The sequence below is a fragment of the Streptococcus nakanonensis genome (assembly GCF_059738785.1).
This window is the reverse complement of the sequence record NZ_AP027139.1, coordinates 2076740-2100811: the sequence shown is the minus strand read 5'-3', so window position 1 is coordinate 2100811 and position 24072 is coordinate 2076740. Positions and strand designations below refer to the sequence as shown.

General features: G+C 39.4%; 22 protein-coding genes, 1 pseudogene and 1 riboswitch. Of the genes and pseudogenes, 20 read left to right on the top strand and 3 right to left on the bottom strand.

Annotated features, from left to right (window positions below; all coding sequences use genetic code 11):
* Positions 1 to 77: 77 nt before the first annotated feature.
* Entirely contained in the window at positions 78 to 857 is a 780-nt protein-coding gene (gene rpsB / locus AC6I9F_RS09885; protein ID WP_014017378.1) for a 30S ribosomal protein S2, read from the top strand.
* A 78-nt stretch (positions 858 to 935) separates the two neighbouring features.
* Positions 936 to 1976 carry a translation elongation factor Ts gene (gene tsf / locus AC6I9F_RS09880; RefSeq protein ID WP_000808091.1) on the top strand — a complete coding sequence of 347 codons (1041 nt, stop codon included), beginning with the start codon at positions 936 to 938 and terminating at the stop codon, positions 1974 to 1976.
* 121 nt (positions 1977 to 2097) lie between these two features.
* Here the strand turns inward: tsf and cysK are convergent, their stop codons facing one another.
* The 3 genes and pseudogenes from cysK to AC6I9F_RS09865 form a co-directional block, all read right to left on the bottom strand.
* A complete protein-coding gene (gene cysK, locus AC6I9F_RS09875; RefSeq protein WP_498022005.1) occupies positions 2098 to 3024 on the bottom strand; it encodes a cysteine synthase A in 927 nt (308 codons plus the stop codon).
* A gap of 96 nt (positions 3025 to 3120) precedes the next feature.
* Positions 3121 to 3216: pseudogene (locus AC6I9F_RS09870) on the bottom strand (PH domain-containing protein); the annotation flags it as partial.
* A gap of 93 nt (positions 3217 to 3309) precedes the next feature.
* Positions 3310 to 3945 carry a YigZ family protein gene (locus tag AC6I9F_RS09865; RefSeq protein ID WP_218764581.1) on the bottom strand — a complete coding sequence of 212 codons (636 nt, stop codon included), beginning with the start codon at positions 3943 to 3945 and terminating at the stop codon, positions 3310 to 3312.
* Positions 3946 to 4000: 55 nt separating this feature from the next.
* Here AC6I9F_RS09865 and AC6I9F_RS09860 point away from each other — a divergent pair, with 55 nt between their 5' ends.
* From AC6I9F_RS09860 to AC6I9F_RS09775, 18 genes are all read left to right on the top strand, one after another.
* Complete coding sequence (locus AC6I9F_RS09860) at positions 4001 to 5299, top strand: ATP-dependent helicase ComFA (protein WP_498022003.1); 1299 nt, start codon at positions 4001 to 4003, stop codon at positions 5297 to 5299.
* Complete coding sequence (locus AC6I9F_RS09855; RefSeq protein WP_218764583.1) at positions 5296 to 5958, top strand: ComF family protein; 663 nt, start codon at positions 5296 to 5298, stop codon at positions 5956 to 5958. The genes AC6I9F_RS09860 and AC6I9F_RS09855 overlap by 4 nt, the downstream gene beginning before the upstream one ends.
* Before the next feature lie 79 nt (positions 5959 to 6037).
* On the top strand, positions 6038 to 6586 hold the full coding sequence (gene hpf / locus AC6I9F_RS09850) for a ribosome hibernation-promoting factor, HPF/YfiA family (RefSeq protein WP_049513313.1): 549 nt from the start codon (positions 6038 to 6040) through the stop codon (positions 6584 to 6586).
* Positions 6587 to 6721: 135 nt separating this feature from the next.
* Entirely contained in the window at positions 6722 to 8695 is a 1974-nt protein-coding gene (locus AC6I9F_RS09845; protein WP_498022001.1) for a GGDEF domain-containing protein, read from the top strand.
* Positions 8692 to 9144 (top strand): 50S ribosomal protein L9, encoded by a 453-nt coding sequence (gene rplI / locus AC6I9F_RS09840; protein ID WP_000864213.1) that lies wholly within the window; start codon positions 8692 to 8694, stop codon positions 9142 to 9144. The genes AC6I9F_RS09845 and rplI overlap by 4 nt, the downstream gene beginning before the upstream one ends.
* A gap of 43 nt (positions 9145 to 9187) precedes the next feature.
* Complete coding sequence (gene dnaB, locus AC6I9F_RS09835) at positions 9188 to 10540, top strand: replicative DNA helicase (protein ID WP_000852490.1); 1353 nt, start codon at positions 9188 to 9190, stop codon at positions 10538 to 10540.
* Between the two features lies 1 nt (position 10541).
* A complete protein-coding gene (locus AC6I9F_RS09830) occupies positions 10542 to 10808 on the top strand; it encodes a Veg family protein (RefSeq protein WP_001278160.1) in 267 nt (88 codons plus the stop codon).
* Positions 10809 to 10896: 88 nt separating this feature from the next.
* The gene (gene cbpD, locus AC6I9F_RS09825) at positions 10897 to 12243 is read left to right on the top strand and encodes a choline binding-anchored murein hydrolase CbpD (RefSeq protein ID WP_498021999.1); all 1347 of its coding nucleotides are present in this window, start codon (positions 10897 to 10899) and stop codon (positions 12241 to 12243) included.
* Positions 12244 to 12325: 82 nt separating this feature from the next.
* Positions 12326 to 12428: riboswitch (TPP riboswitch) on the top strand.
* Positions 12429 to 12496: 68 nt separating this feature from the next.
* Positions 12497 to 12787, top strand: a complete 291-nt coding sequence (locus AC6I9F_RS09820) for a thiamine-binding protein (protein ID WP_000647665.1) — start codon at positions 12497 to 12499, stop codon at positions 12785 to 12787.
* A complete protein-coding gene (locus AC6I9F_RS09815; protein ID WP_001245134.1) occupies positions 12750 to 13508 on the top strand; it encodes an ABC transporter permease in 759 nt (252 codons plus the stop codon). The genes AC6I9F_RS09820 and AC6I9F_RS09815 overlap by 38 nt, the downstream gene beginning before the upstream one ends.
* A 36-nt stretch (positions 13509 to 13544) precedes the next feature.
* Complete coding sequence (locus AC6I9F_RS09810; RefSeq protein WP_498021997.1) at positions 13545 to 14552, top strand: ABC transporter substrate-binding protein; 1008 nt, start codon at positions 13545 to 13547, stop codon at positions 14550 to 14552.
* Complete coding sequence (locus tag AC6I9F_RS09805; protein ID WP_485740747.1) at positions 14552 to 15280, top strand: ABC transporter ATP-binding protein; 729 nt, start codon at positions 14552 to 14554, stop codon at positions 15278 to 15280. Before AC6I9F_RS09810 ends, AC6I9F_RS09805 begins: the two co-directional genes overlap by 1 nt.
* Positions 15281 to 15398: 118 nt before the next feature.
* Positions 15399 to 15857, top strand: coding sequence for a CtsR family transcriptional regulator (locus tag AC6I9F_RS09800; RefSeq protein WP_001211279.1), 459 nt, complete (start codon positions 15399 to 15401; stop codon positions 15855 to 15857).
* Between the two features lies 1 nt (position 15858).
* Positions 15859 to 18291 carry an ATP-dependent Clp protease ATP-binding subunit gene (locus AC6I9F_RS09795; RefSeq protein ID WP_498021994.1) on the top strand — a complete coding sequence of 811 codons (2433 nt, stop codon included), beginning with the start codon at positions 15859 to 15861 and terminating at the stop codon, positions 18289 to 18291.
* A 527-nt stretch (positions 18292 to 18818) separates the two neighbouring features.
* A complete protein-coding gene (rr06, locus tag AC6I9F_RS09790; RefSeq protein ID WP_049513297.1) occupies positions 18819 to 19472 on the top strand; it encodes a two-component system response regulator RR06 in 654 nt (217 codons plus the stop codon).
* A complete protein-coding gene (locus tag AC6I9F_RS09785; protein WP_498021992.1) occupies positions 19469 to 20812 on the top strand; it encodes a HAMP domain-containing sensor histidine kinase in 1344 nt (447 codons plus the stop codon). Before rr06 ends, AC6I9F_RS09785 begins: the two co-directional genes overlap by 4 nt.
* Before the next feature lie 168 nt (positions 20813 to 20980).
* Positions 20981 to 21508, top strand: coding sequence for an isoprenylcysteine carboxyl methyltransferase family protein (locus AC6I9F_RS09780; protein ID WP_173253007.1), 528 nt, complete (start codon positions 20981 to 20983; stop codon positions 21506 to 21508).
* A 76-nt stretch (positions 21509 to 21584) separates the two neighbouring features.
* Positions 21585 to 24029, top strand: coding sequence for an RICH domain-containing protein (locus tag AC6I9F_RS09775; protein ID WP_498021990.1), 2445 nt, complete (start codon positions 21585 to 21587; stop codon positions 24027 to 24029).
* Positions 24030 to 24072: the final 43 nt, after the last annotated feature.

The following is a 24072-nucleotide window of genomic DNA, read 5'->3' as shown; positions in this document are numbered from 1 at the left end:
ATTGTGAAGCAGTTGCTCTTGGGTCGTTTTGCGAGTTGAAGTCAAGAAGAGGAAAAAAACAAAAAGGAGAAATACTCATGGCAGTAATTTCAATGAAACAACTTCTTGAGGCTGGTGTACACTTTGGTCACCAAACTCGTCGCTGGAACCCTAAGATGGCTAAATACATCTTTACAGAACGTAACGGAATCCACGTTATCGACTTGCAACAAACTGTAAAATACGCTGACCAAGCATACGACTTCATGCGTGATGCAGCAGCTAACGATGCAGTTGTATTGTTCGTTGGTACTAAGAAACAAGCAGCTGATGCAGTTGCTGAAGAAGCAGTACGTTCAGGTCAATACTTCATCAACCACCGTTGGTTGGGTGGAACTCTTACAAACTGGGGAACAATCCAAAAACGTATCGCTCGTTTGAAAGAAATCAAACGTATGGAAGAAGATGGAACTTTCGAAGTTCTTCCTAAGAAAGAAGTTGCACTTCTTAACAAACAACGTGCGCGTCTTGAAAAATTCTTGGGTGGTATCGAAGATATGCCTCGTATTCCAGATGTGATGTACGTAGTTGACCCACATAAAGAGCAAATCGCTGTTAAAGAAGCTAAAAAATTGGGAATCCCAGTTGTAGCGATGGTTGACACAAACACTGATCCAGATGATATCGATGTAATTATCCCAGCTAACGATGACGCTATCCGCGCTGTTAAATTGATTACAGCTAAATTGGCTGACGCTATCATCGAAGGACGTCAAGGTGAAGATGCAGCAGCGGTTGAAGCAGAATTTGCAGCTTCAGAAACTCAAGCAGATTCAATTGAAGAAATCGTTGAAGTTGTAGAAGGCGACAACGCTTAATTTATATAAATAGTAATTACCTAGGAGGGCGGGGCTTAGCCCGGCTCTCCTATTTTTAAAAAATATAGGAGAATCAAAATGGCAGAAATTACAGCTAAACTTGTTAAAGAGTTGCGTGAAAAATCTGGTGCTGGTGTTATGGACGCTAAAAAAGCATTGGTTGAAGTGGAAGGCGATATCGAAAAAGCGATTGAATTGCTTCGCGAAAAAGGTATGGCAAAAGCAGCTAAGAAAGCTGACCGTGTTGCTGCAGAAGGTTTGACTGGTGTTTATGTTGACGGTAACATTGCAGCAGTTGTTGAAGTAAATGCTGAAACTGACTTCGTTGCGAAAAACGCTCAATTTGTTGAGTTGGTAAACGCAACAGCTAAAGCAATCGTTGAAGGAAAACCAGCTAATAATGAGGAAGCACTTGCTTTGACTATGCCTTCAGGTGAAACTCTTGAAGCTGCATACGTATCTGCAACAGCGACTATCGGAGAAAAAATCTCATTCCGTCGCTTTGCTTTGATTGAAAAAACAGATGCACAACACTTCGGAGCATACCAACACAACGGTGGACGTATCGGTGTTATCTCTGTAATCGAAGGTGGAGACGAAGCACTTGCTAAACAAATTTCAATGCACATTGCTGCTATGAAACCAACAGTTCTTTCATACAAAGAATTGGATGAGCAATTTGTTAAAGATGAGTTGGCACAATTGAACCACGTTATCGACCAAGATAACGAAAGCCGTGCAATGGTTAACAAACCAGCTCTCCCACACTTGAAATATGGATCAAAAGCTCAATTGACTGATGATGTTATTGCTCAAGCTGAAGCTGACATCAAAGCTGAGTTGGCTGCAGAAGGCAAACCAGAAAAAATCTGGGACAAAATTATCCCAGGTAAAATGGATCGCTTCATGCTTGACAACACTAAAGTTGACCAAGCTTACACACTTCTTGCACAAGTTTACATCATGGATGATAGCAAGACAGTTGAAGCATATCTTGAATCAGTTAACGCTTCAGTAGTTGAGTTCGCTCGCTTTGAAGTTGGTGAAGGTATCGAGAAAGCTGCAAACGACTTTGAAGCTGAAGTTGCAGCTACAATGGCAGCAGCCTTGAATAACTAATTATAGAAAGGAAGTAAATTTGCTTCCTTTTTTCTATGCAGTCGATCCCTATAGGGAGAGCTTCCTATTTTCAAGGTAAAAATAAAAAGCCCTATAATAAGGGCTAAGTGCATTTAGGAGACTAAACTTCAAATTCATAGAGTGCTGTAGAGAGATAACGTTCACCGTTATCTGGTGCTAGAGCAAGAACTTTTTTACCTGTACCTAATTTTTTGGCAACCTCGATGGCTCCGTAGATAGCTGCAGCTGAGGAAATCCCTACAAGGAAGCCTTCTTTTCCACCAATTTCACGTCCGAGTGCAAGAGCATCATCTGATGTTACACGAACGATACCATCATAGGCTTTAGTATCAAGTGTATCAGGAATAAATCCAGCTGAGATACCTTGAATTTTGTGAGGACCAGGTTTTTCACCAGATAGAATGGCGGATTCATCAGCTTCCACTGCATAAACTTGAATGTTTGAATTTGCTGATTTGAGTGCATGAGAAACACCAGAAATCGTTCCACCGGTACCCACTCCAGCAACAAAGGCATTTAGTCCATCTTTACCGAAAGCAGCTAGTATTTCAGCTCCTGTTGTTCTTTCGTGTACTTCTGGATTTGCTGGGTTGTCAAATTGAAGAGGAAGGAAACCATCACGTTCAGCAGCGATTTCTTGAGCCTTAGCAATAGCACCTTTCATTCCTTCGCTACCAGGAGTAAGGACGAGTTCAGCACCATAGGCTTGGATAATCTTACGTCGTTCCACACTCATAGTTTCAGGCATAACGATAACAACTTTATACCCTTTAGCAGCCCCTACCCATGAAAGTCCAATACCAGTGTTTCCACTTGTTGCTTCAACAATAGTAGAACCAGGTTTCAGAATACCGTCTTGTTCAGCTTTTTCAATCATGCTAAGAGCAATACGGTCTTTTACCGATGAACCAGGGTTAAATGCTTCAAGCTTTACATAGACGTCCGCAGCACCTTCTGGCACGATGTTGTTGAGTTTAACAATCGGAGTTTGACCGATTAATTCAGTAATGTTGTTATAAATAGACATATGAATACCTCTTTGTATAAGATATCTCTAGTATAACGCTATCTATAACATTTGTAAAATATAGAAATCCTATCGAAGTGATAGGATTTTTTTATATCATAGGTCAAAGCTATTAATTTTCAAGCGATTGTGATAGGCTAATTCTAGTAAATAGGTGTAAAGGAGAATGCTATCCGTTTTCTTTTTGAATTGCTTCATTTTCTAGTAGGTCTTGGCAAGCATCTTTTTATTTTGCTCGCTAAAGTAGTTGTGAGAATGTCAACGAAACGCTGTATTATCCATTGTTTACAATAAGTTTACAGGAACTTCAACTTCTCGTAAACCTTGGTCAGTTAAAGTGATTTTTCCATTAAAAAACTCTACAAGTGCAGCTTTAATATTTTCTTTTTCTTCTTTATCAACATAAATCATCGTATCGACTTGATCTGTAAAGTTTGTATCCAGCTCCATGAGATCATGTTCTTTAAGGAAGTTACTGTACTCTTGGTACTGAGCATAAGACATTTGAATAGCAATGCCAGCCTGTTCTTTTATTTCAATAATACCAATTTCTTTGACACCTAAGGCGACACTGCCGGCGTAAGCACGAATCAGTCCTCCAGCGCCTAGTTTAATACCACCAAAGTAGCGTGTCACTACCACACAGACATTGGTAAGATTGTGATTTTCTAGCACCCCAAGCATGGGAACGCCAGCAGTACCACTAGGCTCACCATCATCACTTGTACGTTTAATTTCACTACGTTCTCCAATAATGAAGGCAGAGCAGTTATGCGTCGCTTTGTAGTGTTCTTTTTTGATAGCAGTAATGAAGTCACGAGCCTCTTCTTCGCTATAAACACGCTTGGCATGACAGATAAAGCGTGATTTTTTGATTTCTTCTTGGACTTGACCGTCCTCTTTAATTGTTCTAAATTCCATGATTTAATTGTACTAAAAAATCATCTAAAGTGCTAGTTTTTACGAATAAAGAAGTATGAAAGTAAATCCAAATTATCTCGGTCGTTTGTTTACGGAGAATGAATTAACAGAAGAGGAGCGTCAGTTGGCGGAGAAACTTCCAGCAATGAGAAAGGAAAAGGGGAAGATTTTCTGTCAACGTTGTAATAGTACTATTCTAGAAGAATGGTATTTGCCCATCGGTGCTTACTATTGTCGAGAGTGCTTGCTGATGAAGCGAGTCAGGAGTAATCAAGCTTTATACTATTTTCCGCAGGAGGATTTTCCGAAGCAAGATGTTCTTAAATGGCGTGGTCAATTAACTCCTTTTCAAGAGAAGGTGTCAGAGGGACTGCTTCAAGCAGTAGACAAGCACGAGCCAACCTTAGTACATGCGGTAACAGGGGCTGGAAAGACAGAAATGATTTATCAAGTTGTGGCTAAGGTGATTAATAGGGGTGGTTCAGTATGTTTGGCTAGTCCTCGCATAGATGTTTGTTTGGAGCTATACAAGCGCCTGCAAAAGGATTTTTCTTGCGAGATAGCCCTCCTACATGGAGAATCAAAGCCGTATTTTCGAACACCACTAGTTGTTGCGACGACCCATCAGTTATTGAAATTTTATCAAGCTTTTGATTTACTGATAGTGGATGAAGTAGATGCCTTTCCTTATGTTGACAACCCCATGCTTTACCATGCTGTCAAGAATAGTGTAAAGGAGAATGGGCTGAGAATCTTTTTAACAGCGACTTCGACCGATGAGTTAGATAAAAAGGTCCGTTTAGGAGAACTAAAAAGACTGAGTTTACCGAGACGGTTTCATGGAAATCCGTTGATTATTCCAAAACCAATTTGGTTATCGGATTTTAATCGCTACTTAGATAAGAAGTGTTTGTCGCCAAAGTTAAAGTCCTATATTGATAAGCAGAGAAAGACATCTTATCCGTTACTTATTTTTGCATCAGAAATTAAGAAAGGGGAGCAGTTAAAAGAAATCTTACAGGAGCAATTTCCAAATGAGAAAATTGGATTTGTATCTTCTGTAACAGAGGATCGATTAGAGAAAGTACAAGCTTTTCGAGATGGGGAGCTGACAATACTTATCAGTACGACAATCTTGGAGCGTGGAGTTACATTCCCTTGTGTGGACGTTTTGGTAGTAGAGGCCAATCATCATTTGTTTACCAAGTCTAGTTTGATTCAAATTGGTGGACGAGTTGGACGAAGCATGGATAGACCGACAGGAGATTTACTTTTCTTCCATGATGGGTTAAATGATTCAATCAAGAAGGCGATTAAGGAAATTCAGATGATGAATAAGGAGGCTGGTCTATGAAGTGCTTGTTATGTGGGCAGACTATGAAGACTGTTTTAACTTTTAGTAGTCTCTTGCTTCTGAGGAATGATGACTCCTGTCTTTGTTCAGACTGTGATTTTACTTTTGAAAGAATTGGGGAAGAGAACTGTCCAAATTGTATGAAAACAGGTTTGTCAACAAAGTGTCAAGATTGTCAACTTTGGTGTAAAGAAGGAGTTGAAGTCAGTCATAGAGCGATTTTTACTTATAATCAAGCTATGAAGGATTTTTTCAGTCGGTATAAATTTGATGGAGATTTCCTTTTAAGAAAAATTTTCGCTTCATTTTTAAGTGCGGAGTTAAAAAAGTACAAAGAGTATCAATTTGTAGTCATTCCCCTAAGTCCTGAAAGATTGCTCGAGAGGGGATTTAACCAGGTTGAAGGTTTAGTTGAAGCAGCAGGGTTCTCTTTTCAAGACTTACTAGAGAAAAGAGAAGAACGAGCCAGTTCTTCTAAAAGTCGCTCAGAGCGCTTGGCGACAGAACTTCCTTTCTTTATTAAAAGTGGAGTCCGCATTCCTAAGAAAATCCTACTTATAGATGATATTTATACTACAGGAACAACTATAAATCGTGTGAAGAAACTGCTGGAAGAAGCTGGTGCTGAGGATGTAAAAACATTTTCCCTTGTAAGATGAGGAAAAAATTTGCAAAAATAGAATGAAAGCGTTATAATAAAATCATAAAAACAAAAATGTTTAGAAAGAAGGTACTCATATGATTAAATATAGTATCCGTGGTGAAAACCTAGAAGTAACAGAAGCAATTCGTGATTATGTAGTTTCTAAACTCGAAAAGATCGAAAAGTACTTCCAGCCAGAACAAGAGTTGGATGCCCGAATTAACTTAAAAGTTTATCGTGAAAAAACGGCTAAAGTGGAAGTAACGATTCCGCTTGGATCTATTACTCTCCGCGCAGAAGATGTATCTCAAGATATGTATGGTTCAATTGACCTTGTAACTGATAAAATTGAACGTCAGATTCGTAAAAATAAAACAAAAATCGAGCGTAAAAATAAAAATAAGGTAGCAACTAGTCAATTATTTACAGATGCTTTGGTGGAAGATCCAAATGTTGTCCAGTCTAAAGTTGTTCGTTCAAAACAAATTGATTTAAAACCAATGGATTTGGAAGAAGCTATTCTACAAATGGATTTGTTAGGACATGATTTCTTTATCTATGTGGATGTTGAAGATCAGACAACCAATGTGATTTATCGTCGTGAGGATGGCGAAATTGGTTTGTTAGAGGTTAAAGAATCTTAATTTCAATATGTGTAAAGGTAGGTTTACTGAATTGTAAACCTCTTTTTTCTTATAATTGATAGAATTACTGATTACACTTTTAAAAAGTCGCTTTTTGAGGGGTATTATGGTATAATGGGTGCCAAGAGGTTTGGAATGAAAAAATTTTATGTAAGTCCAATTTTTCCTATTCTAGTAGGATTGGTTGCGTTTGGAGTCTTATCCACTTTCATTATTTTTGTTAATAATAATCTGTTGACGGTTTTCATTTTGTTTCTTTTTGTAGGAGGCTATGTTTTTTTATTTAAGAAACTGAGAGTGCATTATACAAGGAGTGATGTAGAACAGATACAGTATGTAAACCACCAAGCGGAAGAAAGTTTGACAGCTCTATTGGAACAGATGCCTGTAGGTGTTATGAAATTGAATTTATCTTCTGGAGAAGTTGAGTGGTTTAATCCCTATGCTGAATTGATTTTGACCAAGGAAGATGGCGATTTTGATTTGGAAGCTGTTCAAACGATTATCAAGGCTTCAGTAGGAAATCCGTCTACTTATGCCAAACTGGGTGAGAAGCGTTATGCTGTTCATATGGATGCTTCTTCCGGTGTTTTGTATTTTGTAGATGTATCCAGGGAGCAAGCCATAACAGATGAATTAGTAACGAGTCGACCAGTGATTGGAGTTGTATCTGTGGATAATTATGATGATTTGGAGGATGCAACTTCTGAGTCAGATATTAGTCAAATCAATAGTTTTGTAGCTAATTTTATATCAGAGTTTTCAGAAAAATACATGATGTTTTCTCGTCGGGTAAGTATGGATCGATTTTATCTATTTACTGACTACACGGTGCTTGAGGGCTTGATGAATGATAAATTTTCTGTTATTGATGCTTTCAGAGAAGAGTCGAAACAGAGACAGTTGCCCTTGACCTTAAGTATGGGATTTTCTTATGGCGATGGAAATCATGATGAAATAGGGAAAGTTGCTTTGCTCAACTTGAATTTGGCTGAAGTACGTGGTGGCGACCAGGTGGTTGTCAAGGAGAATGATGAAACGAAAAATCCAGTCTACTTTGGCGGTGGATCTGCTGCGTCCATCAAGCGCACTCGTACCCGTACTCGATCAATGATGACAGCCATATCTGATAAGATTCGTAGTGTGGATCAAGTGTTTGTAGTTGGGCATAGAAATTTAGATATGGATGCCTTGGGCTCTGCTGTAGGTATGCAGTTGTTCGCCAGCAATGTGATTGAAAATAGCTATGCTCTTTATGATGAAGAACAAATGTCTCCAGATATTGAACGAGCTGTTTCATTCTTAGAAAAAGAAGGAGTTACGAAGTTGTTGTCTGTTAAGGATGCAATGGGGATGGTAACCAATCGTTCTTTGTTGATTCTTGTAGACCATTCAAAGACAGCTTTAACTTTATCGAAAGAATTTTATGATTTATTTACACAGACCATCGTTATTGATCACCATAGAAGGGATCAGGATTTTCCAGATAATGCGGTCATTACTTATATCGAAAGTGGTGCAAGCAGTGCCAGTGAGTTGGTAACGGAATTGATTCAGTTCCAGAATTCTAAGAAAAATCGTTTGAGTCGTATGCAAGCAAGCGTCTTGATGGCTGGTATGATGCTGGATACTAAAAATTTCACCTCACGAGTGACTAGTCGGACATTTGATGTTGCTAGCTATCTCAGAACGCGCGGAAGCGATAGTATTGCTATCCAAGAAATCGCTGCGACAGATTTTGAAGAATATCGTGAGGTCAATGAACTGATTTTACAGGGGCGTAAATTAGGTTCAGATGTACTAATAGCAGAGGCTAAGAACACGAAATGCTATGACACAGTTGTTATTAGTAAGGCAGCAGATGCCATGTTAGCTATGTCAGGTATTGAAGCGAGTTTTGTCCTTGCGAAAAATACACAAGGATTTATATCCATCTCAGCTCGGAGTCGTAGTAAACTGAATGTACAACGGATTATGGAAGAGTTAGGCGGTGGGGGCCACTTTAATTTAGCTGCAGCTCAAATTAAGGATTTAACCTTGTCAGAAGCAGGTGAAAAACTGACAGAAATTGTATTAAATGAAATAAAGGAAAAGGAGAAAGAAGAATGAAAGTAATCTTTTTAGCAGATGTCAAAGGAAAAGGTAAAAAAGGCGAAATTAAGGAAGTACCAACAGGGTATGCGCAAAACTTTCTTATCAAAAAGAATCTAGCCAAAGAAGCAACTGCTCAAGCTGTAGGTGAACTTCGTGGTAAACAAAAATCTGAAGAAAAAGCTCATGCTGAGATGATTGCAGAAGCAAAAGCAATTAAAGCCCAATTAGAAGCAGAGGAAACTATTGTAGAATTTGTTGAAAAAGTTGGTCCAGATGGTCGTACCTTTGGTTCGATTACCAATAAGAAAATTGCAGAAGAATTGCAAAAGCAATTTGGAATTAAGATTGATAAACGTCATATTCAAGTACAAGCTCCGATTCGAGCAGTTGGTTTGATTGATGTACCAGTGAAAATCTATCAAGATATTACAAGTGTAATCAATCTTCGTGTGAAAGAAGGATAAGTTTACACCTTCTTGACAAGATTGTAAAAGGAAGGGAAGTCTGATGGCAGAAGTAGAAGAGTTACGAGTACAACCTCAAGATATCTTAGCTGAGCAATCCGTTTTAGGGGCTATCTTTATTGATGAGAGTAAGCTTGTTTTTGTGCGAGAATACATTGAGTCTCGGGACTTTTTTAAGTATGCCCATCGTTTGATTTTCCAAGCTATGGTTGATTTATCCGATCGTGGTGATGCTATAGATGCAACAACGGTTCGTACCATTCTTGATAATCAAGGTGATTTGCAGAATATTGGTGGCCTGTCTTACCTAGTTGAGATTGTCAATTCTGTGCCCACTTCTGCTAATGCGGAGTATTATGCTAAAATCGTTGCAGAAAAAGCAATGCTACGTCGTTTAATTGCCAAGTTGACAGAGTCTGTCAACCAAGCTTACGAGGCTTCACAACCAGCTGATGAAATCATTGCTCAGGCAGAAAAAGGCCTGATTGATGTCAGCGAAAATGCTAATCGAAGTGGATTTAAGAACATTCGAGATGTGTTGAATGTCAACTTTGGAAATCTGGAAGCTCGCTCGCAACAAACGACCGATATTACAGGTATTGCGACAGGCTATCGTGATTTAGATCATATGACGACTGGTCTGCATGAAGAGGAGTTGATTATCTTAGCAGCTCGTCCGGCGGTTGGTAAGACAGCCTTTGCCTTGAATATCGCTCAGAACATTGGGACTAAGTTGGACAAAACGGTTGCTATTTTTTCACTGGAAATGGGTGCGGAAAGTCTAGTGGATCGTATGTTGGCGGCAGAAGGTTTGGTGGAATCCCATTCTATCCGTACAGGTCAATTGACCGATGAGGAGTGGCAAAAGTATACCATTGCTCAAGGGAATCTAGCTAATGCAAGTATCTATATCGATGATACGCCAGGGATTCGGATTACGGAAATTCGTTCTCGTTCTCGTAAACTGGCTCAAGAAACTGGGAATCTTGGTTTGATTTTGATAGATTACTTGCAGCTTATCACGGGAACTGGGCGAGAAAACCGCCAACAAGAAGTTTCAGAAATTTCACGTCAGTTGAAAATTTTAGCTAAGGAACTGAAGGTTCCAGTAATCGCTCTTAGTCAGCTTTCTCGTGGGGTAGAACAACGTCAGGATAAGAGACCGGTCTTGTCTGATATTCGTGAATCTGGGTCTATTGAGCAGGACGCTGATATCGTAGCCTTTCTTTATCGCGACGATTACTATGAGCGTGGTGGTGAAGAAGAGGAAGGCATCCCAAATAATAAGGTAGAAGTTATTATCGAGAAAAACCGTAGTGGAGCTCGTGGAACGGTGGAATTAATTTTCCAAAAAGAATACAATAAATTTTCAAGTATCTCAAAGAGGGAGGCATAAGATGTCAGATGCATTTACAGATGTAGCCAAGATGAAAAAAATCAAAGAGGAAATCAAGGCGCATGAGGGTCATGTAATCGAAATGACTTTGGAAAATGGTCGTAAGCGCCAAAAAAATAGATTGGGTAAGTTAATTGAAGTTTATCCATCCCTATTTATTGTGGAATTTGGGAATGTGGAAGGAGATAAACAAGCTAATGTTTACGTTGAATCCTTTACTTACTCAGATATTCTTACTGAAAAGAATTTGATTCATTATCTGGACTAAAGTGAGAAATTTTCTCACTTTTTCTTTTTTCTCCGAATAGTTTAAGTGAAGGCAATCTTCGATTTATATTATTTTTCAAGGAGGAAGAATGAAAATTTTACCGTTTATAGCAAGAGGGACAAGTTATTACTTGAAGATGTCAGTTAAAAAGCTTGTTCCTTTTTTAGTAGTAGGATTGATGCTAGCAGCGGGTGATAGTGTCTATGCCTATTCTGGAGGGAATGGATCAATTGCGCGTGGGGATGATTATCCTGCTTATTATAAAAATGGGAGTCAGGAGATTGATCAGTGGCGCATGTATTCTCGTCAGTGTACTTCTTTTGCAGCCTTTCGTTTGAGTAGTGTCAATGGTTTTGAGATTCCAAGGGCTTATGGAAATGCGAATGAATGGGGGCACCGTGCTCGTCATGAAGGCTATCGTGTAGATAATACACCGACGATTGGCTCCATTGCTTGGTCTACTGCAGGAACTTATGGGCATGTTGCCTGGGTGTCAAATGTAATGGGAGATAAGATTGAGATTGAGGAATATAACTATGGTTATACAGAAGCCTATAATAAACGAATTATAAAAGCAAATACGATGACAGGATTTATTCATTTTAAAGATTTGGCTGGTGGCAGTGTTGGGAATAGTCAAACCTCAGTTTCAACAGGAGGAACACATTATTTTAAGACTAAGTCAGCTATCAAAAATCAGCCTCTAGCTAGCGCAACTGTGATTGATTACTATTATCCTGGGGAGAATGTTCATTATGATCAAATGCTCGAAAAAGATGGGTACAAGTGGTTGAGTTATACTGCCTATAATGGAAGCTATCGTTATGTTCAATTGGAGGCTGTGAATAAAAATCCTCTAGGTAATTCTGTTCTTTCTTCAACCGGTGGAACTCATTATTTTAAGACCAAGTCTGCTATTAAAACTGAACCTCTAGCTAGCGCAACTGTGATTGATTACTATTATCCTGGGGAGAAGGTTCATTATGATCAAATTCTCGAAAAAGATGGATACAAGTGGTTGAGTTATACAGCTTATAACGGAAGTCATCGCTATATACAGCTAGAGGGAGTGACTTCTTCACAGAATTATCAGAACCAATCAGGGAATAGCTCTAATTATAGCTCAAATAATGGATCGACTGTCGGTTGGAAGAAAATAAATGGTAGTTGGTATCATTTTAAATCAAATGGGTCTAAATCAACGGGATGGTTGAAGGATGGTTCCAGCTGGTATTATTTGAAATCATCTGGTGAAATGCAGACAGGCTGGTTAAAGGAAAATGGCTCGTGGTATTATCTGGATAGTTCAGGGGCAATGAAAACAGGCTGGTATCAAGTTTTTGGTAAGTGGTATTATTCTTACTCTTCAGGTGCCTTAGCTGTTAATACGACGGTGGATGGCTACAGAGTAAACAGTGATGGAGAACGAGTATAGAAAATTGGAGTAGGAAATGTTTCCTGCTCTTTTCTGTAAGCAGTTTCCTTGACATTTTTCTTATTTTGCGCTATCATATATCTATATAATATATGGGAGTCTGTGTACAGTCTGAGAGGAAGTGTTAAACTTCGACCGCACCTGATCTGGGTAATGCCAGCGTAGGGAACGATACTTAGTCTATTCTTGACCTTTTCCATATATGGTAAAGGTTTTTCTTTTTGTCAAAGGAAAACGAGAAGAGGAGGTTTTTATGAAAGCAAGCATTGCCTTGCAAGTTTTACCCCTAGCACAGGGGATTGATCGGATAGCTGTTATCGATCAGGTCATTGCTTATCTGCAAGTTCAAGAAGTGACCATGGTGGTGACACCATTTGAAACGGTCTTGGAAGGGGAGTTTGATGAGCTTATGCGCATTCTAAAAGAAGCGCTGGAAGTGGCAGGGCAGGAGGCAGATAATGTCTTTGCCAATGTCAAAATAAATGTAGGAGAGATTTTAAGTATTGATGAGAAACTTGAAAAGTATACTGAGACGACACATTAGTCTATTGGGCTTTCTGGGAGTCTTGTCAATCTGGCAGTTAGCAGGTTTTCTTAAACTTCTCCCCAAGTTTATCCTGCCGACACCTCTTGAAATTCTCCAGTCCTTTGTTCGTGACAGAGAATTTCTCTGGCACCATAGCTGGGCGACCTTGAGAGTGGCTTTATTGGGACTGATTTTGGGAGTCTTGATTGCCTGTCTCATGGCTGTACTTATGGATAGTTTAACTTGGCTCAATGACCTGATTTACCCTATGATGGTGGTTGTTCAGACCATTCCGACCATTGCCATAGCTCCTATCTTGGTCTTGTGGCTAGGTTATGGGATTCTGCCCAAGATTGTCTTGATTATTTTGACGACAACTTTTCCTATCATCGTCAGTATTTTGGACGGTTTTAGGCATTGTGACAAGGATATGCTGACCTTGTTTAGTTTGATGCGGGCCAAGCCTTGGCAAATCCTGTGGCATTTTAAAATTCCAGTCAGCCTGCCTTACTTTTATGCAGGTCTGAGGGTCAGTGTCTCCTACGCCTTTATCACAACAGTGGTATCTGAGTGGTTGGGAGGCTTTGAAGGACTAGGTGTCTACATGATTCAGTCCAAGAAACTGTTTCAGTATGATACCATGTTCGCGATTATTATTCTGGTATCGATTATCAGTCTTCTTGGTATGAAGTTGGTCGATATCAGTGAAAAATATGTTATTAAATGGAAACGTTCGTAGAATTAGAATGTTTCAAAAAGAAAAGAGGAAATCAAAATGAAAAAAACATGGAAAGTGTTTTTAACGCTTGTAACAGCTTTTGTAGCTGTTGTGCTTGTGGCCTGTGGCCAAGGAACTGCTTCTAAGGATAATAAGGAAGCAGAACTTAAGAAGATTGACTTTATCCTAGACTGGACACCAAATACCAACCACACAGGGCTTTATGTTGCCAAGGAAAAAGGTTATTTCAAAGAAGCTGGAGTGGATGTTGACTTGAAATTGCCACCAGAAGAAAGTTCTTCTGACTTGGTTATTAACGGAAAGGCACCATTTGCAGTTTATTTCCAAGATTACATGGCTAAAAAATTGGAAAAAGGGGCAGGAATTACTGCCGTTGCAGCTATTGTTGAACACAATACATCAGGAATCATCTCTCGTAAATCTGACAATGTAGCTAGTCCAAAAGACTTGGTTGGTAAGAAATACGGAACCTGGAATGACCCAACGGAACTGGCTATGTTGAAAACCTTGGTAGAATCTCAAGGTGGAGACTTTGAGAAGGTCGAAAAAGTACCAAATAACGATTCAAACTCGATCACACCGATTGCCAATGGCGTCTTTGATGCTGCTTGGATCTACTATGGATGGGATGGTATCCTTGCAAAATCTCAAGGTGTAGATGCTAATTTCATGTACTTGAAAGACTACGTTAAAGAATTTGACTACTATTCACCAGTTATCATCGCAAACAACGACTATTTGAAAGATAACAAAGAAGAAGCTCGTAAAGTCATCCAAGCTATCAAAAAAGGCTACCAATATGCTATGGAGCATCCAGAAGAAGCAGCTGATATCCTCATCAAAAATGCACCTGAACTCAAGGAAAAACGTGACTTTGTCATCGAATCTCAAAAATACTTGTCAAAAGAATACGCAAGCGACAAGGAAAAATGGGGTCAATTTGATGCAGCTCGCTGGAATGCCTTCTACAAATGGGATAAAGAAAATGGTATCCTTAAAGAAGACTTGACAGACAAAGGCTTCACCAACGAATTTGTGAAATAATGACAGAGATTAGACTAGAACACGTCAGTTATGCCTATGGTCAAGAGAGGATTTTAGAGGACATTAACCTGCAGGTGACTTCAGGAGAAGTGGTTTCTATCTTAGGCCCAAGTGGTGTTGGTAAGACTACGCTTTTCAACTTAATTGCGGGGATTTTAGAAGTTCAGTCAGGGAGAATTGTCCTTGATGGTGAAGAAAATCCCAAGGGGCGCGTGAGTTATATGTTGCAAAAGGATCTGCTCTTGGAGCACAAGACGGTGCTTGGTAATATCATTCTGCCCCTCTTGATTCAAAAGGTGGATAAGGCAGAAGCTATTGCTCGCGCAGATGACATTCTTGCGACCTTCCAGTTGACAGCTGTACGGGACAAGTATCCTCATGAACTCAGTGGCGGGATGCGTCAGCGTGTAGCCTTGCTTCGAACTTACCTTTTCGGACACAAGCTCTTTCTCTTAGATGAAGCCTTTAGCGCCTTGGATGAGATGACCAAGATGGAACTCCACGCTTGGTACCTTGAGATTCACAAGCAGTTGCAGCTCACAACCTTGATCATCACGCATAGTATCGAGGAGGCCCTCAGTCTCAGCGACCGCATTTATATCTTGAAAAATCGCCCTGGGCAGATTGTTTCAGAAATTAAACTAGATTGGTCTGAAGATGAGGACAAGGAAGTCCAAAAGATTGCCTACAAACGTCAAATCTTGGCAGAATTAGGCTTAGATAAGTAGAAAAATAGGGAGTTGGTGAAGATTATCCTTTACCAGCGCCCTTTTTCTTTTAAAAATGAGAAAATTTCGGTATAATAGTCAAAGATAGTCAAGGTTTAAAGAGAGAGGTGGGTTTGTAATGAGATTTAAAAATACATCGGATCATATTGAGGCCTACATCAAGGCGATTTTAGATCAATCTGGAATTGTGGAGTTGCAACGGAGTCAGTTGGCAGATACTTTTCAGGTTGTTCCCAGTCAGATTAACTATGTGATCAAGACACGCTTTACGGAAAGTAGAGGCTACTTGGTTGAAAGTAAGCGTGGGGGCGGAGGCTATATTCGTATAGGACGGATTGAGTTTTCTAGTCATCATGAAATGCTCCGAGAACTGCTTTACTCGATTGGTGAGCGGGTCAGTCAAGAAATTTATGAAGATATTCTGCAGCTTTTGGTTGAGCAGGAATTGATGACCAAGCAGGAGATGAATTTGCTAGTATCAGTAGCTTTGGATCGCGTTCTAGGAGAAGAAGCTCCAGTTGTTCGTGCTAATATGCTACGACAGGTCATACAAGAGGTAGATAGAAAAGGGAAGTAAGATGAACTATTCAAAAGCATTGAATGAATGTATCGAAAGTGCCTACATGGTGGCTGGCCATTTTGGAGCTTGTTATCTAGAGTCTTGGCACTTGTTGATTGCCATGTCCAATCACAGTTATAGTGTGGCAGGGGCAACTTTAAATGATTATCCATATGAGATAGACCGTTTAGAAGAAGTCGCTTTGGAACTGACTGAAACGGACTATAGCCAGGATGAAACCTATACGGAATTGCCGTTCTCCCATCGTTTGCAGGTTCTCTTTGATGAAGCAGAATATGTAGCGTCAGTGGTCCATGCTAAGGTGCTAGGGACAGAGCACCTCCTTTATGCGATTTTGCATGATGGCAATGCCTTGGCGACTCGTATCTTGGAAAGGGCTGGTTTTTCTTATGAAGACAAGAAAGATCAGGTCAAGATTGCTGCCCTACGTCGAAATTTAGAAGAACGGGCAGGTTGGACTCGTGAAGATCTCAAGGCTTTACGCCAACGTCATCGTACAGTAGCTGACAAGCAAAATTCTATGGCTAATATGATGGGCATGCCGCAGACTCCGAGCGGTGGTCTTGAGGACTATACGCATGATTTGACAGAGCAAGCGCGTTCTGGCAAGTTAGAACCAGTCATCGGTCGGGATAAGGAAATCTCACGTATGATTCAAATCTTGAGTCGAAAGACCAAGAACAATCCTGTCTTGGTTGGGGATGCAGGTGTCGGAAAAACTGCTCTGGCACTTGGTCTTGCCCAGCGTATTGCTAGTGGTGACGTGCCTGCGGAAATGGCTAAGATGCGCGTGTTAGAGCTTGATTTGATGAATGTCGTGGCAGGGACACGCTTCCGTGGTGACTTTGAAGAACGCATGAACAATATCATCAAGGATATTGAAGAAGATGGCCAAGTCATTCTCTTTATCGATGAACTTCATACCATCATGGGTTCTGGGAGTGGAATTGACTCAACTCTGGATGCGGCCAATATCTTGAAGCCAGCCTTGGCGCGTGGAACTTTGAGAACGGTTGGTGCGACAACTCAGGAAGAGTACCAAAAACACATTGAAAAAGATGCGGCCCTTTCTCGTCGATTCGCTAAAGTAACGATTGAAGAGCCAAGTGTGGCCGACAGCATGACCATTTTACAAGGCTTGAAGGCGACTTATGAGAAGCATCACCGTGTGCAAATCACAGATGAAGCGGTTGAAACAGCGGTCAAGATGGCCCATCGTTACTTGACGAGTCGTCATTTGCCAGACTCTGCTATCGACCTCTTAGATGAAGCAGCAGCAACAGTGCAAAATAAGGCTAAGAATGTAAAAGCAGACGATTTAGGTTTGAGTCCAGCTGACAAGGCCTTGATGGATGGCAAGTGGAAACAGGCAGCCCAGCTAATCGCAAAAGAAGAGGAAGTGCCTGTCTATAAAGACTTGGTGACAGAGTCTGATATTTTGACTACCTTGAGTCGCTTGTCAGGAATTCCAGTCCAAAAACTGACTCAGACTGATGCTAAGAAATACCTGAATCTGGAAGCTGAATTGCACAAACGTGTTATCGGGCAAGATCAAGCTGTTTCAAGCATTAGCCGTGCGATTCGCCGCAACCAGTCAGGGATTCGTAGTCACAAGCGTCCGATTGGTTCCTTTATGTTCCTAGGGCCTACAGGTGTCGGTAAGACCGAATTGGCCAAGGCTCTGGCGGAAGTTCTCTTTGACGACGAATCAGCCCTTATCCGCTTTGATATGAGTGAGTATATGGAGAAATTCGCAGCCAGCCGTCTCAATGGAGCTCCTCCAGGCTATGTGGGGTATGAAGAAGGTGGGGAGTTGACAGAGAAGGTTCGCAACAAACCATACTCTGTTCTCCTCTTTGATGAGGTAGAAAAAGCCCACCCAGACATCTTTAATGTTCTCTTGCAGGTTTTGGATGATGGTGTTTTGACCGATAGCAAGGGCCGCAAGGTTGACTTTTCAAATACCATTATCATCATGACGTCAAACCTTGGTGCGACAGCCCTTCGGGATGACAAGACCGTCGGTTTTGGAGCTAAGGATATTCGTTTTGATCAGGAAAATATGGAAAAACGAATGTTTGAAGAGCTGAAAAAAGCTTATAGACCTGAGTTTATCAACCGTATTGATGAAAAGGTGGTCTTCCATAGCCTTTCTAGCGACCATATGCAGGAAGTGGTAAAGATTATGGTCAAACCTTTAATGGCAAGTTTGGCTGAAAAAGGCATTGACTTGAAATTACAAGCTTCCGCACTGAAATTGTTGGCCAATCAAGGATATGACCCAGAGATGGGAGCTCGTCCACTTCGCAGAACCCTACAAACAGAAGTGGAAGACAAGTTGGCAGAACTTCTTCTTAAGGGAGAATTAGTGGCAGGTAGCACACTTAAGATTGGTGTCAAAGCAGGCCAGTTAAAATTTGATATTGTATAAAAGAATAAAAGTATCAGCATCTGACCATAAGTCACAGTGGAGTGATACTCAATGAAAATCAAAGAGCAAACTAGGAAGCTAGCCGCAGGTTGCTCAAAACACTGTTTTGAGGTTGCAGATAGAGCTGACGTGGTTTGAAGAGATTTTCGAAGAGTATGAAACTAAAACCTATAGCTTCTAAAGGATCCGTGGTTTTCACTATTCAACCCAAAATTCATATGTTTATTACCCTCCATCGTATTTGTCTTAGAGCGTGTGTAGTAGAAAAAGAGCAGTCTTATCTGAAATTTTTATCCTTTCAAAAGAGACCTGTTTCTTTTTTGCATGTCAAATCCGTTCTAGCTGGTATTTGAAAAATCAAACTAAGCTGCAAGATAAATGATTTTCTTGTATTTACGTTGTTGTTGACAACAAGTAGCGGATAAATGAAATCCATTCCATTATCATAGATGATAGGCTGGTAGGAAATTTTCAAATAACATACAGGAAATAGATGTGTGGAGTTCTGGTAGTAGAAAGGGAGAGAGATGAACATTTTAGTTGCAGATGACGAGGAAATGATTAGAGAAGGAATTGCAGCATTTCTGACAGAAGAGGGTTATCATGTCATTATGGCTAAGGATGGACAAGAGGCCTTGGAAAAATTTCAAGATCTCCCTATCCATCTCATGGTACTGGATTTAATGATGCCTAGGAAGAGTGGTTTTGAAGTGTTAAAAGAAATCAATCAAGAGCACGATATTCCTGTCATCGTCTTGAGTGCTCTGGGAGATGAAACTACTCAGTCACAGGTATTTGATCTCTATGCTGATGATCATGTGACAAAGCCTTTTTCTTTGGTACTGCTTGCCAAGCGTATTAAAGCGCTTATCAGACGTTACTACGTCATAGAGGATCTTTGGCAATATCAGGATGTAACAGTGGATTTTACCTCTTACAAAGCACATTATAAAAATGAAGAAATTGATCTCAAACCAAAGGAATTATTGGTACTAAAGTGTTTGATTCAGCATAAAAATCAAGTTTTAAGTAGAGAGCAGATATTGGAAGAAATTTCAAAAGATGTAGCTGATTTACCTTGTGATAGGGTAGTTGATGTCTATATTCGTACTCTTCGCAAAAAATTGGCTTTAGATTGCATTGTGACTGTGAAAAATGTTGGGTATAAGATTAGCTTATGATAAAAAATCCTAAATTATTAACCAAGTCTTTTTTAAGAAGTTTTGCAATTCTAGGTGGTGTTGGTCTAGTCATTCATATAGCTATTTATCTGACCTTTCCTTTTTATTATATTCAATTGGAGGGGGAAAAGTTTAATGAGAGCGCAAGAGTGTTTACGGAGTATTTAAAGACTAAGACAGCTGACGAAATTCCAAGCTTACTCCAGTCTTATTCAAAGTCCTTGACTATATCTGCTCACCTTAAAAGAGATATCTTGGATAAGCGGCTCCCTCTTGTGCATGACTTGGATATTAAAGATGGAGAGCTATCAAATTATATCGTGATGTTAGATAAGACTGTTAGTACAGCAGATGGTAAACAGGTAACGGTGCAGTTTGTGCAGGGAGTGGATATCTACAAAGAAGCAAAGAATATTTTGCTTTTGTATCTCCCCTATACATTTTTGGTTACAATTGCTTTTTCCTTTGTTTTTTCTTATTTTTATACGAAACGCTTGCTCAATCCTCTTTTTTACATTTCAGAAGTGACTAGTAAGATGCAAGATTTGGATGACAATATTCGTTTTGATGAAAGCAGAAAAGATGAAGTTGGGGAAGTTGGAAAACAGATTAATGGTGTGTATGAGCACTTGTTGAAAGTTATTCATGAGTTGGAAAATCGCAATGAGCAAATTGTAAAATTGCAAAATCAAAAGGTTTCCTTTGTCCGTGGAGCATCACATGAATTAAAGACACCTCTAGCTACTCTCAGGATTATCTTAGAAAATATGCAATACAATGTGGGGGATTATAAAGATCATCCTAAGTATCTTGAAAAGAGTATTGATAAAATCGATCAGATGAGTTTCTTGCTAGAGGAAGTGTTGGAATCTTCTAAATTTCAAGAATGGACAGAGTGCAGTGAGATTTTAATGGTAAATACCGTTTTGACAGATGTTTTGTCTCGATATCAGGAATTGGCATTTTCTAAAAATCTTGTGATTGATAATCAGTTGACTACTGATACAAAAGTAAGGATGAGTTTGAAGGCTTTGGATAAAGTCTTGACAAATCTTATCAGTAATGCTATCAAATACTCAGATCAATCTGGCATTGTGACTATTTCTGAGCAAGATGGTTATCTTTCTATTAGGAATACATGTGCTCCGTTGAATCAGGAAGAGTTAGAACATTTATTTGATATTTTTTACCATTCACAAATTGTAACAGACAGAGAAACAGGATCAGGATTGGGTCTTTATATTGTGAAGAATATCTTAGAAAGTCATCGTATGTCCTATAGTTTCTTGCCTTATGAACAAGGGATGGAATTTAAAATCTGCTTGTTACCAGATAGTTAGCTTTTAGTGATACTCTTTTCTTACTTGAGGATAATTTAAGGAAGCATAGTTTGAATGGTAGTGATAGAGTAAATCAAAGAACGGAATCAGTTTTCGTTCTTTTTCTTTTTCAATTCATATTGGGTTAACATAGAGATGTTACAGTAGTGGTAAAGAAAGGGGATCGTGATGATAGCAATAATCATTATCTGTGTATTTTTAATTCGCTTGTTGTTCCTAAAGAAATCAATTGCAAATGAAAAACGGCTTCGTAGGGATGGTGGGCGAGAATTTGGCATTAAAAATACCAAACGTCTTACCTTGGTTCATATTGTTTTTTATATGGCTTGTTTTATGGAAGCCCTAGTCTATCGACCGTCTTTCAATATGATGAGTGTTGTGGGTTTGGTGCTCCTGATATTTTCTATGTTGATGTTGCTACTTGTTATTCATCTGCTTGGGGATATTTGGACAGTCAAGTTGATGTTGGCACCAAATCATAAGTTTGTGGATCATGTCTTATTTAGGACAGTAAAACATCCCAATTACTTTTTAAATATCCTTCCTGAGTTGATTGGCTTAACCTTGCTGAGTCATGCCTATATGACTTTTGTTTTAGTTTTTCCAGTTTATGCAGTTATTTTGTATCGACGAATAGCTGAAGAGGAAAAGTTATTACATGAAGTTATAATCCCAAATGGAAGCATAAAGAGATAAATACAAGATTCAATTCATATACAGTTCATATTGAAATGATATAGTAGTGTTAAGAAAAATATTGGAGGAAATAATTATGTTTGCATCAAAAAGTGAAAGAAAAGTACGTTATTCAATTCGTAAATTTAGTATTGGAGTAGCTAGTGTAGTAGTTGCTAGTCTGTTCTTAGGAGGAGTAGTCCATGCAGAAGTGGTTGGTGGTGGGAATAACCCCATGGTTACATCTAGTGGGCAAGATAGGTTGAAGGAATACAAGCAGCAGTTGATAAAAGAGTTGGAAGATACGGATTTATCTAGTGATAGAAAAGCTGACTATAGAAAACAAATTGAAGATGGGAAGGACTATTCAACATTAGCGAGCGTACAAAATCAATTTTATGATGAGGCTCGGACAATACGTGAGACTAAACGTAATGAGGCAGTTGTTCAAGCTAAGTTACTTCTATCTAAATATATGGAACATCGCTTAGACGAACTTACAAAATTGGAAAAACAAGATAATTCTAAAATCGGGGAGATAGTAGAGGGTGTTAAAAGTATTGTCCGAAAGTATCAAAGTATGTTTGATGAAGCTTATGATGAGGCAGAAGTGGAACAGATGAGACAAAAAGGACAAAGTGAGCTAGATAAGTTGGTAGAGGACTTTAAGAATAGTTTATCAAATCAACAAAGTGAACCATCAGGAAATTCTAATTCTTCTAATGGTAGAGGTGATACGACTAAGCCTGCGAATCAAGGATTAGATTCTGATTCACCTTCTGGAAAAGAACATAATAATCCAACTCCACCAAAAGTAGAAAATCAAGGAGGAAATATAGTTTCTACTGAAAAAACTACGGAGACAAATCTTAAAGAAGCTAAAGAAACAGCTAAAACAACTTTGGATAATTATAGAAAAAGTCGTTTAACAAAATTAAATCCAGCTGCTTTTTGGTTTGGAGACCTCTTGTTGGCGTCTCAAAAGACTTTATCCGAATATAGTACGCAATTTGAGAGTGCTTCGAGTAAAGAAGAAGTGGAAGCTCTGATAGAAAAATCTAAACAGGCAATTGATGAACTGATAGCTACTCATCAAAATAGAGAAATCAGCTTAGAGCGAGATAAGGCAAAGGCTGCAGTTACTAAACATCTAACAGGCTTATTGGATGACATCAAGAAAAATTTAGAAAAAGAGCAACATATCAATACTGTAGAGCTAATTAAAAAGCTAAAAGATATTGAAAAAACGTATTTGCATAAATTAGATGACTCAACCCAAAAAGCCCAACTACAGAATCTGGTTACAGAAAGTCAATCAAAACTAGATGAAGCTTTGTCTAACTTTAAAAAGGGCTTATCTTCTTCGTCAAATTCAGGATCTTCCACTAAACCAGAAACTCCAGAAAAACCAGAGCAACCTACTCCAAGCAAACCTGCGGAAAAAGAGCAGACCCCATCAGGATCCACTGCAGGAAGTCACTCCGGTTCCACTAGCTCTTCAGGAGGTTCTAGTGCTTCCACTAAACCAAAATCTCCAGAAAAACCAGAGCAACCTGCTCCAAGCAAACCTGCTGAAAAGGAGCAGAATCCATCAGGTTCAACCACAGGAAGTCACTCCGGTTCCACTAGCTCTTCAGGAAGTTCAAGTGCTTCCACTAAACCAGAAACTCCAGAAAAACCAGAGCGACCTGCTCCAAGCAAACCTGCTGAAAAAGAGCAGAACCCATCAGGATCCACTGCAGGAAGTCACTCCGGTTCCACTAGCTCTTCAGGAAGTTCTAGTGCTTCCACTAAACCAAAATCTCCAGAAAAAGAGCAAGAAGTAGAACAATCTACCCCAAGTAAACCATCAGGAAACGAGACAAATTCTTCATCTCCTACAAGATCTAACAGTCTTTCTCCTACTCTCTCATCTCAACCGACATCTACTGTTCAAAAGGTATTTACAACTCAAAATGGAAATACCAAGATTACTGTTATGTTTGAAACTGCTACAGAAGCAGACTCTGTCAATCTTAAAGAGGTAACAACAAAAGAAATGATTGATAATGTTACCCGTCAAACAGGGCAAGGAACAGTGCGCATATTTGATATTTCCCTTTCAAAAGATGGAAAAGAAACCCATGTGAAGGGAGAGAGAGTAGTTCGTCTTGCAATTGGTAATATTGATTCTGAGATTCAAGTTTACCATGTGAAAGAAAACGGAGAATTGGAGTTGCTCCCATCAACAGTTGAAAATGGGCAAGTCGTTTTCAAAACGAGTCATTTCAGCTTATTTGCGATTAAAACACTTCCTAAAAAACAAATGGCTACCGAGCCAGAGGCAAATAGGGAAAGAAAAACTCAATCTGATGATAAGGAAATGGTTCTTCTTGCTGATAAAGCAAATCAAATGAGTGAAAATCGTTCAAATTCAGATAAAAAAGATAAGCGAGCGCTCCCATCAACTGGAACAATGTCAACGTTGCTTATGGAATTCTTAGGTCTTATATCTCTAGTAGGTGTTTATCTATTAAAAGGAAAAAAGACGGAGAATGACTAATTTCATATAGACATTACTTGTATATAACTCAAGGAAAAACCCG